14 protein-coding genes are annotated in these 14,196 nt (G+C 67.7%); 12 read left to right on the plus strand and 2 right to left on the minus strand.

Translation table 11 applies throughout. The annotated features are described in order from the left end of the window. Window positions 1-4 precede the first annotated feature (4 nt). On the minus strand, window positions 5-1,105 hold the full coding sequence (locus ACQI46_RS10210) for an acyl-CoA dehydrogenase family protein (protein ID WP_427093862.1): 1,101 nt from the start codon (window positions 1,103-1,105) through the stop codon (window positions 5-7). Window positions 1,106-1,121: 16 nt separating this feature from the next. Beyond that, a complete protein-coding gene (locus tag ACQI46_RS10215; protein ID WP_427093863.1) occupies window positions 1,122-2,300 on the minus strand; it encodes an acyl-CoA dehydrogenase family protein in 1,179 nt (392 codons plus the stop codon). A 168-nt stretch (window positions 2,301-2,468) separates the two neighbouring features. Between ACQI46_RS10215 and ACQI46_RS10220 the strand changes: the two genes are divergently transcribed. From ACQI46_RS10220 to ACQI46_RS10275, 12 genes are all read left to right on the plus strand, one after another. After that, entirely contained in the window at window positions 2,469-2,660 is a 192-nt protein-coding gene (locus ACQI46_RS10220) for a ferredoxin (RefSeq protein WP_427093864.1), read from the plus strand. Window positions 2,661-2,673: 13 nt separating this feature from the next. After that, window positions 2,674-3,582, plus strand: coding sequence for a 3-oxoacyl-ACP reductase (locus ACQI46_RS10225; RefSeq protein WP_427093865.1), 909 nt, complete (start codon window positions 2,674-2,676; stop codon window positions 3,580-3,582). 260 nt (window positions 3,583-3,842) lie between these two features. Beyond that, window positions 3,843-4,607 carry an MlaE family ABC transporter permease gene (locus ACQI46_RS10230; protein WP_427093866.1) on the plus strand — a complete coding sequence of 255 codons (765 nt, stop codon included), beginning with the start codon at window positions 3,843-3,845 and terminating at the stop codon, window positions 4,605-4,607. Further along, on the plus strand, window positions 4,604-5,446 hold the full coding sequence (locus tag ACQI46_RS10235) for an MlaE family ABC transporter permease (protein ID WP_427093867.1): 843 nt from the start codon (window positions 4,604-4,606) through the stop codon (window positions 5,444-5,446). Before ACQI46_RS10230 ends, ACQI46_RS10235 begins: the two co-directional genes overlap by 4 nt. 24 nt (window positions 5,447-5,470) lie before the next feature. Further along, entirely contained in the window at window positions 5,471-6,673 is a 1,203-nt protein-coding gene (locus ACQI46_RS10240; protein WP_427093868.1) for an MCE family protein, read from the plus strand. Next, the gene (locus ACQI46_RS10245; protein ID WP_427093869.1) at window positions 6,673-7,710 is read left to right on the plus strand and encodes an MCE family protein; all 1,038 of its coding nucleotides are present in this window, start codon (window positions 6,673-6,675) and stop codon (window positions 7,708-7,710) included. Before ACQI46_RS10240 ends, ACQI46_RS10245 begins: the two co-directional genes overlap by 1 nt. After that, the gene (locus ACQI46_RS10250; protein ID WP_427093870.1) at window positions 7,703-8,761 is read left to right on the plus strand and encodes a virulence factor Mce family protein; all 1,059 of its coding nucleotides are present in this window, start codon (window positions 7,703-7,705) and stop codon (window positions 8,759-8,761) included. Before ACQI46_RS10245 ends, ACQI46_RS10250 begins: the two co-directional genes overlap by 8 nt. Further along, window positions 8,758-10,137, plus strand: coding sequence for an MCE family protein (locus ACQI46_RS10255; protein ID WP_427093871.1), 1,380 nt, complete (start codon window positions 8,758-8,760; stop codon window positions 10,135-10,137). The genes ACQI46_RS10250 and ACQI46_RS10255 overlap by 4 nt, the downstream gene beginning before the upstream one ends. Beyond that, complete coding sequence (locus ACQI46_RS10260; protein ID WP_427093872.1) at window positions 10,134-11,315, plus strand: MCE family protein; 1,182 nt, start codon at window positions 10,134-10,136, stop codon at window positions 11,313-11,315. Before ACQI46_RS10255 ends, ACQI46_RS10260 begins: the two co-directional genes overlap by 4 nt. Further along, on the plus strand, window positions 11,312-13,003 hold the full coding sequence (locus ACQI46_RS10265; RefSeq protein ID WP_427093873.1) for an MCE family protein: 1,692 nt from the start codon (window positions 11,312-11,314) through the stop codon (window positions 13,001-13,003). Before ACQI46_RS10260 ends, ACQI46_RS10265 begins: the two co-directional genes overlap by 4 nt. Further along, window positions 13,003-13,701 (plus strand): mammalian cell entry protein, encoded by a 699-nt coding sequence (locus tag ACQI46_RS10270; protein WP_427093874.1) that lies wholly within the window; start codon window positions 13,003-13,005, stop codon window positions 13,699-13,701. The genes ACQI46_RS10265 and ACQI46_RS10270 overlap by 1 nt, the downstream gene beginning before the upstream one ends. Beyond that, window positions 13,701-14,195: a mammalian cell entry protein gene (locus ACQI46_RS10275; protein WP_427093875.1), complete on the plus strand. Its 495-nt coding sequence runs from the start codon at window positions 13,701-13,703 to the stop codon at window positions 14,193-14,195. Before ACQI46_RS10270 ends, ACQI46_RS10275 begins: the two co-directional genes overlap by 1 nt. The last annotated feature ends 1 nt before the right edge of the window (window position 14,196 follow it).

Below are 14,196 nucleotides of genomic sequence, written 5' to 3' on the forward strand. Positions count from 1 at the left end.
TCCGTCAGACCGGGGTGTCGGCCAGCTCGGCACCGATGCGCAGCAGTGCACCGGTGGCGCTGCCGAGCGCGAACTCGGTTTGCTTGGCGGCCAGGAAGTACCGGTGGATCGGGTGATCCATGTCGATGCCGACACCGCCGTGCACATGGACGGCGGTGTGGGCGACGCGGTGTCCGGCCTCCGCGGCCCAGAACGCCGCGGTGTCGATGTCGAGGTCGGCGGACAGGCCCTCCGACAGCCGGTATGCGGCCTGCGTCAGTGTCATCCGCAGCGCCTTGGTGTCGATGTAGCCGTCGGCCAGCCGTGACGACACCGCCTGGAAGCTGCCGATCGGGCGGTCGAATTGCTCCCGTTCCCGTGCATAGGCCGCGGTGAGCTCGAGCGCGCGCTCCACGACACCGAGCTGAAACGCGCTGCGCCCCAAGGAGAGGCGTCCGGTGATCCAGGGCAGGATCGACTGGCCGCCGGTCAGCACACGATCGGCGCCGAGTGAGACATCGGACAGTGTCAGATAGCCCATGCTGGAGCGGCCGGTGACCGACAGCGGCTCCACACTCACCCCGGGGTCAGCAGCCGAGACGACGAAAACCTCCAGACCGCCGTCGGTTTCGGCCGGAACCAGGAATGCGTCGGCGACCGGCCCGAACGGCACCTGGGTGCGGGTCCCGGTGAGCCGGAAGCCGCCGTCAGCGGCCCGCACGCGGACCGGACCCTCGCCGGGGTCGCCGTCGAGGGCGACGGTCAGGATCGTCTCGCCTTTGACCGCGGGCGCCGCCCACTGCTGGGCGAGCGCGTCGGGGCCGAACTGCGCCAGCGCCCCTGCACTGACCACCGCCGACTCCAGGTACGGCACCGCGGCCATTTGGCGGCCCAACGCCACCAGCACCGCGACCTGCTCGAGCACCCCGAAACCACCGCCGCCCACCGACTCCGGCGCGGCGGCCGACAGAATGTCGGCGTCGACCAGCTTGGACCACAGCGTTCGGTCGAAGCGCTGGTCGAGGCCGTCGAGTTCGCGCTGGTGCTCGGGTGTGCACACCGATTCGGTGATGGTGCGCGCCAGCCCGCCGAGATCCTCGCTGGCCTCAGTCGTCGAAAAATCCATCAGAAGTCTCCGTCTCTCAGCGGTTCACCCGGGGCAGGCCGAGGGCCACCATGCCGATGATGTCGCGTTGGATCTCGTTGGTGCCGCCGCCGAAGGTCAAGATCAGGCACGACCGGTGCATCCGCTCGACCCGGCCACGCAGCAGCGCGCCCTTGGAATCCGGGCGCAGTGTCGCGGCCGTGCCCAGTACCTCCATCAACAGGCGGTAGGCCTCGGTGGCCAGCTCGGTGCCGAACACCTTGGCCGCCGACGCGTCGGCCGGCGACGGCGCGGCTTCGGTGGAAGCCAGCTCCCAGTTGATCAGCTTGAGCACCTCGGCCTTGGCGTGCACGCGTGCCAGGTTCAGCTGCACCCACTGCGAGTCGATCAGGCGCTTGCCGTGCACATCTTTGGTGTTCTGCGCCCACTCACGCACGCCGTCGAGGGCGACGAAGATCGGCTGCGCCGAGACCAGCGCGACGCGTTCGTGATTGAGCTGGTTGGTGACCAGCTTCCAGCCGGCGTTCTCCTCGCCGACCAGGTTGCTCACCGGCACCCGCACGTCCTGGTAGTAGGTGGCGCTGGTGTCCACACCGGACATCGTGTGCACCGGGGTCCACGAGAAGCCCTCGGCGGTGGTCGGCACGATCAGCATCGAAATGCCGCGGTGCTTCTTGGCTTCGGGATTGGTGCGCACGGCCAGCCAGACGTAGTCGGCGTAGGCGATCAGCGACGTCCACATCTTCTGTCCGTTGATGACGTACTCGTCACCGTCGCGGACCGCGGTGGTCCGCAGCGCTGCCAGGTCGGTGCCCGCGCCGGGCTCGGAGTAGCCGATCGAGAAGTGCAGATCGCCCGAGGCGATGCGGGGCAGGTAGAAGTTCTTCTGCTCCTCGGTGCCGAACGCCATGATCGTCGGTGCGACGCTGTTGATGGTCAGAAACGGCACCGGCACGTTGGCGATCGCGGCCTCGTCGTTGAAGATCAGTCCGTCCATCGGCGGGCGTGCCTGGCCGCCGAACTCCTTGGGCCACGACAGCGTGAGCCAGCCGTCCTTGCCCATCTGTGCGACGGTCTCGCGGTAGACGTTGCCGCGCCCGACCTCGCCGTCGTTGCTCGCCAGCGCCTCGGCGCGCTCGGGCGTCATGAGCTTGGCGAAGTACGCGCGCAGCTCGCGACGAAGCTCCTCCTGCTCAGGGGTATAGCCGATTCGCATCGCGCGTCCTCACTCGTCTGCAAGTCTTGCTCTGAAAAGGTGCCGCGGAATACGAAGGCATACCTCAGCGGCTCCCCGGTTTGTAACACGTTCTAGTCTTGGGGTCCAGGGTGGTGTCAGACTGAACGCCCGGCAAGCTCGGACCGCCAGGCCGGACAGGAGGAAGTCATGCGAGTGGAAGTCGATCGCGACCGTTGCGAAGGCAACGCGGTGTGCGTCGGAATTGCGCCCGACCTGTTCGACCTCGATGACGACGACTACGCCGTCGTCAAGGCCGACCCGGTGCCGGCCGACCAGGAGGAGCTGGCCGTGCAGTCGGTCAACGAGTGCCCCCGAGCTGCCCTGATCCGCCACGACTAGAGGTATTCATAAATTGAGCCAGATTGATCTGTCCGGCCGCGTCGCGGTCGTCACCGGAGCCGCCGCCGGACTCGGCCGCGCCGAGGCCGTGGGCCTGGCCCGCGCCGGCGCCACCGTCGTCGTCAACGACATCGCCGCCGCCCTCGAAAAGTCCGACGTCCTCGACGAGATCGCCGCCGCCGGCGCCAAGGGCGTCGCGGTCGCCGGTGACATCAGCGCGCGCAGCACCGCCGACGAACTCGTCGCGACCGCCGACGGTCTGGGCGGTCTGAGCATCGTCGTCAACAACGCCGGCATCACGCGCGACCGGATCCTGTTCAACATGTCCGACGAGGAGTGGGACGCCGTCATCGCGGTGCACCTGCGCGGGCATTTCCTGCTGACCCGCAACGCCGCGACCTACTGGCGCAACAAGGCCAAGGAGGGTGACGGTCAGATCTACGGCCGGATCATCAACACCTCGTCCGAAGCCGGCTTGTCCGGTCCGGTGGGCCAGCCCAACTACGGCGCCGCCAAGGCCGGCATCACCGCCCTGACGCTGTCGGCCGCGCGCGCGCTGCACCGCTTCGGGGTCCGTGCGAACGCGATCGCGCCGCGCGCCCGCACCGCGATGACCGCCGGCGTCTTCGGTGACGCGCCCGACCTGCCCGAAGGTGCGGTCGATCCGCTGTCGCCCGAGCACGTGGTCAACCTGGTCCGGTTCTTGGCCTCGCCGGCCAGCGAAGCGGTCAACGGCCAGCTGTTCATCGTCTATGGTCCGACGGTGACGCTTCTTGCGGCACCGACGGCGGAGCATCAGTTCAGCGCCGACGGCGACAGCTGGGAGCCGACAGCGCTGTCGGACACCCTGGCCAATTACTTTGCTGATCGCGATCCCGGGCGGAGTTTCTCTGCTGCTATGGGCCTGGGTGACCCTGCCTGACCACCGCAACGCGGAGGGGTTGTCGTCCACTAGAACACGTTCTAGAATGACCTAGGTCACAGTGTCACTGACGTGCAAGAATGTAACGAAGTGCGTCATATTACCCAGCTTTGACACCGCGAACACGTTCTAGTTAGTATGATCCGGCTCACGGAGAGCAGCGCATCTGACCAGGGCGGGGAGGCAGCACAGGCGGGCAGTTTGCGGTTGTTCGCCACGGCTGAGCCCCCGACACCCTGTCCCGAAGGAACGGAGCCGACTTGATCGAACAGCTTGCGGCGCCGGCACGGGCTGTGGGCGGGTTCGTCGAAATGTCTCTGGACACCTTCGTCAAGACTTTCCGGCGTCCATTCCAGTTCCGCGAATTCCTCGATCAGACGTGGATGATTGCCAGAGTCTCCCTGGTTCCCACGCTGCTGGTCGCGATCCCGTTCACGGTGCTCGTCTCGTTCACCCTGAACATCCTGTTGCGCGAGATCGGCGCGGCCGACCTCTCGGGCGCCGGCACGGCGTTCGGGACCATCACCCAGCTCGGTCCCGTGGTGACCGTGCTCGTCGTCGCCGGCGCCGGAGCCACCGCGATCTGCGCCGACCTCGGCGCGCGCACCATCCGCGAGGAGATCGACGCGATGCGGGTGCTGGGCATCGACCCCATCCAGCGTCTGGTGGTGCCGCGCGTGCTGGCCTCGACGTTCGTGGCGCTGCTGCTCAACGGCCTGGTCTGCCTGATCGGGTTGTCGGGCGGCTACGTGTTCTCGGTGTTCCTGCAGGGCGTCAACCCCGGCGCCTTCATCAACGGGCTGACCGTGCTGACCGGGCTGCCCGAGCTCATCCTCGCCGAGATCAAAGCCCTGCTGTTCGGTGTCGTGGCCGGTCTTGTCGGCTGCTACCGGGGGCTCACCGTCCAGGGTGGCCCGAAAGGCGTGGGCAACGCCGTGAACGAAACCGTGGTGTACGCGTTCATCTGTCTGTTCGTCATCAACGTGATCATGACCGCGGTCGGCGTGCGGGTGTTGGACGCATGAGTTACGACGCCACCCTCCGTTTCCGCCGGCTCATGCGCGGCGTGCCGAAACTCGTCGACACCATCGGTGAGCAGGCGCTGTTCTACGGCGAGACGTTCCGCTACGTGCCGAACGCGCTCACCCGGTACCGCAAGGAGACGATCCGGCTGATCGCCGAGATGTCCATGGGCACCGGCGCTCTGATCATGATCGGCGGCACCGTCGGGGTCGCGGCGTTCATGACCCTGGCCTCCGGTGGCGTCCTGGCCGTGCAGGGCTACTCGTCGCTGGGCAACATTGGCATCGAGGCGCTGACCGGCTTCCTGTCAGCCTTCCTCAACGTGCGCATCGTGGCACCGGTGATCGCGGGCATCGCGCTCGCGGCCACCATCGGCGCCGGAGCCACGGCACAGCTGGGTGCCATGCGCGTCGCCGAGGAGATCGACGCCGTGGAATCCATGGCAGTGCATGCGGTTTCGTATCTGGTGTCGACACGCATCGTCGCCGGACTGATCGCGATCGTGCCGTTGTACGCGTTGTCGGTCCTGTCCGCGTTCTTCGCGGCCCGCTTCACCACCGTCTACATCAACGGTCAGTCCTCGGGCCTCTATGACCACTACTTCAACACCTTCCTGATCCCGAGCGACCTGCTGTGGTCGTTCCTGCAGGCCGTCGTGATGGCGGTCGCGGTCATGCTGGTGCACACCTACTACGGCTACAACGCCTCCGGCGGCCCGGTGGGCGTCGGCATCGCCGTCGGTCAGGCGGTGCGCACCTCGCTGATCGTGGTCGTGACCATCGTGCTGTTCATCTCGCTCGCCGTGTACGGCGCGTCCGGCAACTTCAACCTCTCCGGCTAAGGAAAAGGGCAAGGAACAACGACTATGTCCGACGGTGACGCCAAGCGCAGCCATGTGAGGATCGCTGCGGCGATCCTGGCTGCCGTGGTGGTGACGGCGGTGGTCTTCAGCTACCTGTCCTACACCGCGGCGTTCACCCCGACCGACAAGGTCACCGTGCTGTCGCCGCGCGCCGGCCTGGTGATGGAGCGCGACGCGAAGGTCAAATACCGCGGCATCCAGGTCGGCAAGGTCGAATCCATCGAGTACGCGGGACGCGACGCCAAGCTGACGCTGGCCATCAACCGGTCCGACATGCGCTACATCCCCGACAACGCCGGCGTCCGGATCGGCGGCACCACGATCTTCGGTGCCAAGTCGGTGGAGTTCCTGCCGCCCGAGGAAACCAGCGGACGCGGGCTGCGCCCCGGCACCGAGGTCGCCGCCCAGCACGTGCAGCTGGAGGTCAACACCCTCTTCCAGGACCTGACCGACTTGCTGGACAAGATCGACCCGATCAACCTCAACGCGACGATCTCGGCGCTCGGTGAGGGCTTGCGCGGTAACGGTGACGACCTGGGCGCGCTGCTGGCTGGTCTGAATTACTATCTGTCACAGCTGAATCCGAAGCTTCCGACGCTGCGCGAAGACATCCGCCAGACCGCCGTGGTCGCCGACATCTACGGTGACGCCGGACCCGATCTGGCCCGCATTTTGGACAACGCGCCCGCGATCAGCAAGACGGTGATCGAGGAGCAGGACAACCTGAACACCACGCTGCTGGCGGCCACCGGCCTGGCCAACAACGGCACCGCGACGCTGGAACCCGGCGCCGACGACTACATCGCCGCCATCCAGCGGCTGCGCGCCCCACTGAAGGTGCTCGGCGACTACTCGCCGGAGTACGGGTGCCTCCTGCAGGCCATCGACCTGGCGATCGACCGGTTCGGACCGATCATCGGCGGCACCCGCCCGGGTCTGTTCACGTCGTCGAACTTCATTCCGGGCTCGCCGGCCTACACCTATCCGGAGAGCCTGCCGATCGTCAACGCCACCGGCGGCCCCAACTGCCGCGGCCTGCCGAACATGCCGTCCAAGCAGTACGGCGGATCCTGGTACCGGGCGCCGTTCCTGGTCACCGACAACGCCTACGTGCCGTACCAGCCGAACACCGAGTTGCAGTTCGATGCGCCGTCGACGCTGCAGTTCCTGTTCAACGGGGCGTTCGCGGAACGGGATGATTTCTAGTGGACAATCACCGTCGCAATCTGATCAGCGTCTCGGTCTTCACCGTCGTGATGGCGCTCGTGGGGGCCGGACTGATCGTCGTGTTCGGCGAGTTCCGTTTCGCGTCGAACAACTCCTTCCGTGCCACGTTCAGCGAGGCGTCGCGGCTCAAGGCCGGCCAGGACGTCCGCATCGCCGGCGTGCCGGTCGGCTCGGTCACCGAGGTCGCGCTCAACCCCGACAACACCGTCAACGTCGGCTTCAACATCGACAAGCGCTATCAGCTCTACACCTCGACCCGCGCGGTCATCCGCTACGAGAACCTCGTCGGCGACCGCTACCTCGAGATCACGTCGGGCCCAGGCGAACTGCGCAAGCTGCCGTCCGGCGCCACGATCCCCGAGACCAACACACAACCGGCGCTGGACCTCGACGCGCTGCTGGGCGGGCTACGTCCGGTGGTCCAAGGACTCGACGGGTCCAAGGTCAACGAGCTGTCCGGGGCGATCATCGAGCTGCTGCAGGGCCAGGGCGGCGCGCTGTCGAGCATGCTGGCCAGCACCAGCGCGTTCAGTCAGAACCTGGCCGCGCGCGACCAGCTCATCGGCGAGGTGGTCACCAACCTCAACACGGTGCTGTCCACCGTCGACGCGAAGAGCGCCGAGTTCGACGCCAGCGTCGACCGGTTGCAGCAGCTGATCACCGGCCTGAGCGAGGGGCGCGACCCGATCGCCGGCGCGATCGGACCCCTTGCCACGGCGGAGAACGACCTGACCGAGATGCTGACCGAATCACGTCGGCCGCTGCAGGGCGTCATCGAGCAGCTGCGGCCGCTGGCCACCGAGCTCGACGAACGCAAGGCCGAGGTCAACGAGGTCATCGAACCCTTGGCCGAGAACTACCTACGGCTCAACGCGCTCGGAGCCTATGGTTCGTTCTTCAACATCTTCTACTGCTCGACCCGCATCAAGATCAACGGTCCCGCGGGCAGCGACATCCTGATCCCGTTCGGTGGCCCACCGGACCCGTCGAAGGGGAGGTGCTCAGAGAATGGCTAAGACCGAAGGCTCGAATCCGTTGCGCACCGGCGTCTTCGGCATCGTGCTGGTGACCTGCCTGGTGCTCGTGTCGTTCGGCTACAGCAGCCTGCCGTTCTTCCCGCAGGGCAAGACCTACGAGGGCTACTTCGCCGACGCCGGAGGCATCACGCCCGGCAACGACGTCAACGTCTCGGGTATCACCGTGGGCAGCGTCAAGGACGTCGCGCTGGCCGGCGACGCCGCCAAGATCACGTTCACGGTCAAACGCGACATCGCCGTCGGCGACCAGTCGCTGGTCGCCATCAAGACCGACACCGTGCTGGGCGAGAAGTCGCTCGCGGTGACGCCCAAAGGTGGCGGCGAGTCCACGGTGATCCCGTTGGGCCGCACCACAACTCCGTACACCCTGAACACCGCGCTGCAGGACCTCGGCGGCAACACCGCCGAACTGGACAAGCCGCAGCTCGAGCAGGCTCTGCAGACGCTGACCGACTCGCTGCGCGACGCCACCCCGCAGGTGCGCGGCGCCCTCGACGGCATCGCCGACCTGTCGCGCACCCTGAACAAGCGCGACGAGGCGCTGGCGCAGTTGCTCGGCCACGCCAAGCGGGTGTCGGACACGCTGGCGGCCCGCTCCGGGCAGGTCAACCAACTGATCACCGACGGCAACCAGCTCTTCGCCGCGCTCGACGAGCGACGCCAGGCGCTGTCTCAGCTGATCGCCGGCATCGACGATGTCTCCGAACAGCTTTCCGGTTTCGTCGCCGACAACCGCCGCGAGTTCGGCCCGGCTCTGGAGAGACTCAACGCGGTGATGGACAACCTGCTCGAACGTCGTGAGCACATCGGCGAGGCGCTGCGCCGGTTGCCGCCGTATGCCACCGCGCTCGGCGAGGTCGTCGGCTCGGCGCCGGGCTTCCAGATCAACCTGTACGGCTTGCCGCCTGCTCCGATCGCCGAGGTGCTGCTGGACACCTACTTCCAGCCGGGCAAACTGCCCGACAGCCTTTCGGACATGCTGCGCGGATACATCTCCGAGCGGCTCATCATCAGGCCGAAGTCACCATGACCATCACCGAGAAGATCACTCCGCGCAGCCGCGGGGCCCGCGTCATGCTGGCCCTGCTGCTGGTGGCCGTGCTCGCCGTGGCGGTCTTCCTCGTCTGGCCCACGCGCACAGGCACCAAGATCGTCGCCCACTTCACCACCGCGGTCGGGCTGTATCCCGGCGACGACGTCCGCATCGTCGGCGTACCGGTCGGCAAGATCGATTCCATCGACCCGCGGGCCTCCGACGTCCGCGTCACGATGACCCTCGACCACGGCGTCCAGGTGCCCGCGGACGCCAAGGCGCTCCTCGTCGCTCCGAACCTGGTGTCGGCCAGGTTCATTCAGCTGACCCCGGCCTACACGGGCGGGGAGGCGCTGGCCGACGGGGCCACCATCGGGCTGGACCGCACCGCCGTCCCTGTCGAATGGGACGAGGTCAAAGAACAGCTGACGGCGCTGGCCGAGGAACTCGGACCGCAGCAGGGCGAGGTGCAGGGACCGATCTCGCAGTTCGTCAACCAGGCCGCCGACACGTTCGACGGCAACGGCGACTCGTTCCGGCAGGCGCTGCGCGAACTGTCGCAGACCGCAGGCCGGCTCGGTGATTCCCGCACCGACATCTTCGGCACCATCAGGAACCTTCAGGTGCTCGTCGACGCGCTGTCCAACAGCAACGAACAGATCGTGCAGTTCTCCAACCACGTCGCGTCGGTGTCGCAGGTGCTCGCCGACAGCGCCGCCGGCCTCGACCAGACCCTGGGCACGCTGAATCAAGCGCTCAGCGATGTCCGCGGGTTCCTCGGCGAACACAACGAGGCGCTGATCGGTCAGGTCAACAAACTCACCGACTTCACCAACCTGCTCACCGAGCACAGCGACGACATCGAGCAGATCCTGCACATCGCGCCCAACGGGCTGGCCAACTTCTACAACATCTACAACCCGGCCCAGGGCACCGTCGGTGGCGTGCTGTCGCTGCCGAACTTCGCCAACCCCGTGCAGTTCATCTGCGGTGGCACCTTCGACGCGGCGCTGTCGACCGACAACTACAAGCGCGCGGAGATCTGCCGGCAGCGCATGGGGCCGGTGCTCAAACGCATCACGATGAACTATCCGCCGGTGATGTTCCACCCGATCAACAGCATCACCGCCTACAAGGGGCAGATCATCTACGACACCCCGGAGACCGAGGCCAAGGCCAAGACCCCGGTGCCGTATCTGCAGTGGCAGAACGCGCCCGGTGTGACGCCGCCTCAGGTGCCGGTCGACGCCGACCTGGCCACGTTCTTCCTGCCCCAGAACGACGGCGCTGCCGCGCCGGAAGACGGTGCGGCACATGGTCAACCGGGTGCCGCCCCCGGGCCGGTGCCGCCCGCCGAGGAGGGGCCGCGATGACACCCCGCACTCCCGCCCGCTGGGCCCTGCGCACCGTCGCGATCGGCAGCGGTGCCGCCCTGCTGGCCGGCTGCCAGTTCGGTGGTCTGAACTCGTTGAACATGCCCGGTACGGCCGGACACGGCGCGGGCTCGTTCGTGATCACGGTGGAGCTTCCCGACGTCGCGACACTGCCGCAGAACTCACCGGTGATGGTCGACGACGTCACGGTCGGCAGCGTCTCGGGCATCGACGCCGTGCAGCGCGCCGACGGCACCTTCTACGCGGCGGTGCAACTGTCCATCGAGGGGGACGTCAACCTGCCCGAGAACGCCGCGGTGCGGGTCGCGCAGACGTCGCTGCTGGGTTCGCAGCACGTCGAATTGGCCGCCCCGGTCGACGAGCAGCCGACCGGCCGGCTGCGCGACGGGTCGCACATCCCGGTGGGCCGCGCCGGACGCTATCCCACCACCGAGGAGGTGCTGTCCTCCCTGGGCGTGGTGGTCAACAAGGGCAATCTCGGTGCGCTGCAAGACATCACCGACGAGGCGTACGCCGCGGTCGCGGGACGGCGCGACAGCTTCACCGATCTGGTGCCGAGGCTGGCCGAGCTGACCGCGTCACTGCAGGAGCAGACCGACGACATCATCGCCGCCGTCGAAGGACTCAACCGCTTCGCCGGAATCCTGGCCCGCAGCAAGGACAGTCTGGGTCGGACACTGGACACGCTGCCGGGCGCGCTGGAGGTGCTCAACAACAACCGCGCCAACATCGTCGACACGTTCACGGCGCTGCGCAGCTTCGCCGAGGTCGCCTCCCGGATGCTGTCGCAGACCAAAGACGATTTCACCGCGGATCTGGTCAGCTTGTATCCGGTGGTCAAGGCGCTCGCCGACAATCGGTCGGCGTTGGTCAAGGATCTGCAGTTGTTGCCGACGTTCCCGTTCGTCAGCAAGAACATCAAGCGCGCGGTGCGCGGCGACTACCTGAACGTGTTCACCACGTTCGACCTGACGCTGCGGCGCGTCGGTGAGTCGATCTTCACCACGTCGCTGGGACTCGACCCCAACATGAAGCGGATGCACGAGATCATCAACCCGCCCGACTTCCTGATCGGCTCGATGGCCAACCTCTCCGGCCAGGCCGCCGACCCGTTCAAGATCCCGCCGGGACCCGCCGGAGGGGAGCCGCCGCGATGATCGATCGTCTGACGCGCATCCAGCTGAGCATCTTCGCGCTCGTCACCGTCATCACCGTCGGTGTGACCGCGCTGTTCTACCTGCAGGTCCCGGCCGCGCTGGGAATCGGCGTCTACAACGTCAGCGCGAAGTTCTCCGCCGGCGGCGGCATCTACCAGAACGCCAACGTCACCTATCGGGGCGTGACGATCGGGCGGGTGGAGTCGGTCGGCCTGTCCGACGACGCCGTGGTGGCGCAGATGCGCCTCAACAGCGGCACCCCGGTTCCGGCGAACGTGACCGCAACCGTCAAGAGCGTGTCGGCCATCGGCGAGCAGTACATCGATCTGGTGCCGCCGGAGGACGTCACCGCGCAGGAGATGCTGTCCGACGGGGCCCAGATCGGTCTGGACCGCACGGCGATCGGCCAGGACATCGCCGGCCTGCTCGACGAGGCCGACGCGCTGGTCAACAACATCAGCAACACCCGGCTGCAGGACCTGCTGCGCGAGGGGTTCGACGCGTTCAACGGGTCCGGGCCCGAGCTGGCCCGGATGATCGAGTCGGCACGACTGCTCGTCGACGAGGCCAACGCGAACTACGAGCCGGTCGAGCAGCTCATCGACCAGGCCGGTCCGCTGCTGAGCGCGCAGATCCGCAGCGGCGACGACATCCGGTCGCTGGCCGACGGTCTGGCACGGCTGACCACCGAGGTCGCCAATGCCGACCCGCAGCTGCGCACCACGTTGCAGACCGCGCCCGGCACGGTCGACGTCGCGAACCAGACGTTCACCGGCATCCGGCCCTCGTTCCCGATGCTGGCGGCCAATCTCGCCAACGCCGGCCGCATCGGCGTCATCTACCGCAAGTCGATCGAGCAGTCGTTGGTGATCTTCCCGGCGCTGTTCGCTGCGCTGCTGACCGTCGGCGGCGGTGTGCCCGGTGACGAGGGCGGCAAGCTGGACTTCAAGATCGACCTCGGGGACCCGCCGCCGTGCTCGGTGGGCTTCATCCCGCCGACGGAGATCCGGTCGCCGGCCGACACCACCCTGCGCGAACTGCCGACCGACATGTACTGCAAGGTCCCGCACAACGATCCCAGCGTGGTCCGCGGTGCCCGCAACTACCCGTGCCAGGAATTCCCCGGCAAGCGGGCACCGACCGTCCAGCTGTGCCGCGACCCGAAGGGTTACGTGCCCATCGGGTCCAACCCGTGGCGCGGGCCCCCGGTCCCGGTCGGCACCCCGATCGAGGACGGCCGGAACATCCTGCCGCCCAACAAGTTCCCGATGATCCCGCCGCAGGTGGACCCCGACCCGGGTCCGCCGGTGGTGCAGCTGCCCCCGGGCGTGGCACCCGGCCCCGGCCCGGCGCCGCACGCGCCGTTCCCGCTGCCGACGCCGCCGGTCGAGGAGGGTGTGCCGCCGCCGTGGCCGTACTTCTCGCCGCCCGACCATGTGGTGCCGCCGTACGGCCGGACCCCACCGGCGCCGCCGGCGCCGGCTCCAGCACCCGCGCCGGCACCCGCCCCGGGCCCCTTGCCGGCCGAGGCGGCGCTGGCCAGCGGCACCTCGGTGGCCACCTATGATCAGAACACCGGCGTCTTCGTCGATCCGCAAGGCGGTGCCGGCGTGTTCGCGCCGGGCCTGGCCAAGCAGGCGCCGGCCGAGAACTGGGTGGATTTGATGTTGTCTCCGGAGCGGGCGTAGTGGCCAACTCGACGACAGAACAAGCAGCGACAACCCTGACGACGAAGCCGCCCGCGCGGCAACGTCGTCGGGCCTCGCGCGCCGCGGGACCGGCCGAAGGCACCACGGCCGCCGTCAGCATCCCGGTCGCCGCCGTCCCGGTGCGCCCGGTCACCCCGGCCGGACCGCCACCGCGCCGGGCCCCGCACCGCAGGGCGGTGCTCTGGACCTCGTTGGGCGCGGCGGTCGTGCTGCTGGCGGTGCTGTCGTGGGGTGTGATCGCACTGGTGCTGGCGCAGCGCGCCGACGACCGGGTCGCCGAGCGTCAACAACGGTTCGTTGACACCGCGTCCCAGGTCGTGGTCAACATGTTCAGCTACAACCAGGACAACATCGACGAGAGCGTGAACCGGTTCGTCGACAGCACCAGCGGCCCGCTGCGCGACATGCTCAGCCAGAACAACAACGTCGACAACCTCAAGGCGATCTTCCGCAGCACCATGGCGAACTCCGAGGCCGTCATCAACGGCGCGGCTCTGGAGAGCGTCGACGACATCGCCGGCAACGCCGAGGTCCTCGTATCGGTCCGGGTCACGGTCACCGACCTCGACGGCACCAACGCGCCGTCGCAGCCGTACCGGCTGCGGATCACCGTCCACGAGGACGACAACGGTCACATGACCGGATACGACGTCAAGTACCCCGACGGGGGCAACTGATGGGCAAGTGGACGGCCAGACTGCTCGGGTCGGTCGCGGTGCTGGTCGCCACCGCTGTCGTGGCGCTGGCCGCGGTCGGCGGCTCGCTGTGGTGGGGCTGGATCGAGCGGCAGGGGGAGAAGGCCGCCCGCGCGGAGGTCACCCCCCTGGCCCGCGAGCAGATTCCGCGGGTGTTCGGGTTCGACTACCAGACCGTCGAGGCCAACTTCACCGAGGTCTACCAGTTCCTCACACCCGACTACCGTCGTGAGTTCGCCGACCGGACCGCCAAGGACGTCATCCCGCAGGCGCGGGAACGCCAACTGGTCAGTCAGGCCAACGTCGTCGGCGCCGGTGTGCTCGACGCGCAGCGCACCGCCGCATCGGTGATGGTGTACATGAACCGCACCGTCACCGAGAAGGCCGGCAAGCCGGTGTACGACGGCAGCCGACTGCGGGTGGACTACCAGAAGATCGACGGCAAGTGGCTGATCGACTACATCACGCCGATCTGAG

The sequence above is a fragment of the Mycobacterium sp. SMC-4 genome (genome assembly GCF_050205565.1).
GTDB lineage: Bacteria > Actinomycetota > Actinomycetes > Mycobacteriales > Mycobacteriaceae > Mycobacterium.

Coding starts and splice junctions, on each gene's coding strand:
- ACQI46_RS10240 (WP_427093868.1), top strand. CDS start 5,471: ATGTCCGACGGTGACGCCAAGCGCAGCCATGTGAGGATCGCTGCGGCG.
- ACQI46_RS10265 (WP_427093873.1), top strand. CDS start 11,312: ATGATCGATCGTCTGACGCGCATCCAGCTGAGCATCTTCGCGCTCGTC.
- ACQI46_RS10210 (WP_427093862.1), bottom strand. CDS start 1,105: ATGGATTTTTCGACGACTGAGGCCAGCGAGGATCTCGGCGGGCTGGCG.
- ACQI46_RS10235 (WP_427093867.1), top strand. CDS start 4,604: ATGAGTTACGACGCCACCCTCCGTTTCCGCCGGCTCATGCGCGGCGTG.
- ACQI46_RS10250 (WP_427093870.1), top strand. CDS start 7,703: ATGGCTAAGACCGAAGGCTCGAATCCGTTGCGCACCGGCGTCTTCGGC.
- ACQI46_RS10215 (WP_427093863.1), bottom strand. CDS start 2,300: ATGCGAATCGGCTATACCCCTGAGCAGGAGGAGCTTCGTCGCGAGCTG.
- ACQI46_RS10260 (WP_427093872.1), top strand. CDS start 10,134: ATGACACCCCGCACTCCCGCCCGCTGGGCCCTGCGCACCGTCGCGATC.
- ACQI46_RS10255 (WP_427093871.1), top strand. CDS start 8,758: ATGACCATCACCGAGAAGATCACTCCGCGCAGCCGCGGGGCCCGCGTC.
- ACQI46_RS10220 (WP_427093864.1), top strand. CDS start 2,469: ATGCGAGTGGAAGTCGATCGCGACCGTTGCGAAGGCAACGCGGTGTGC.
- ACQI46_RS10275 (WP_427093875.1), top strand. CDS start 13,701: ATGGGCAAGTGGACGGCCAGACTGCTCGGGTCGGTCGCGGTGCTGGTC.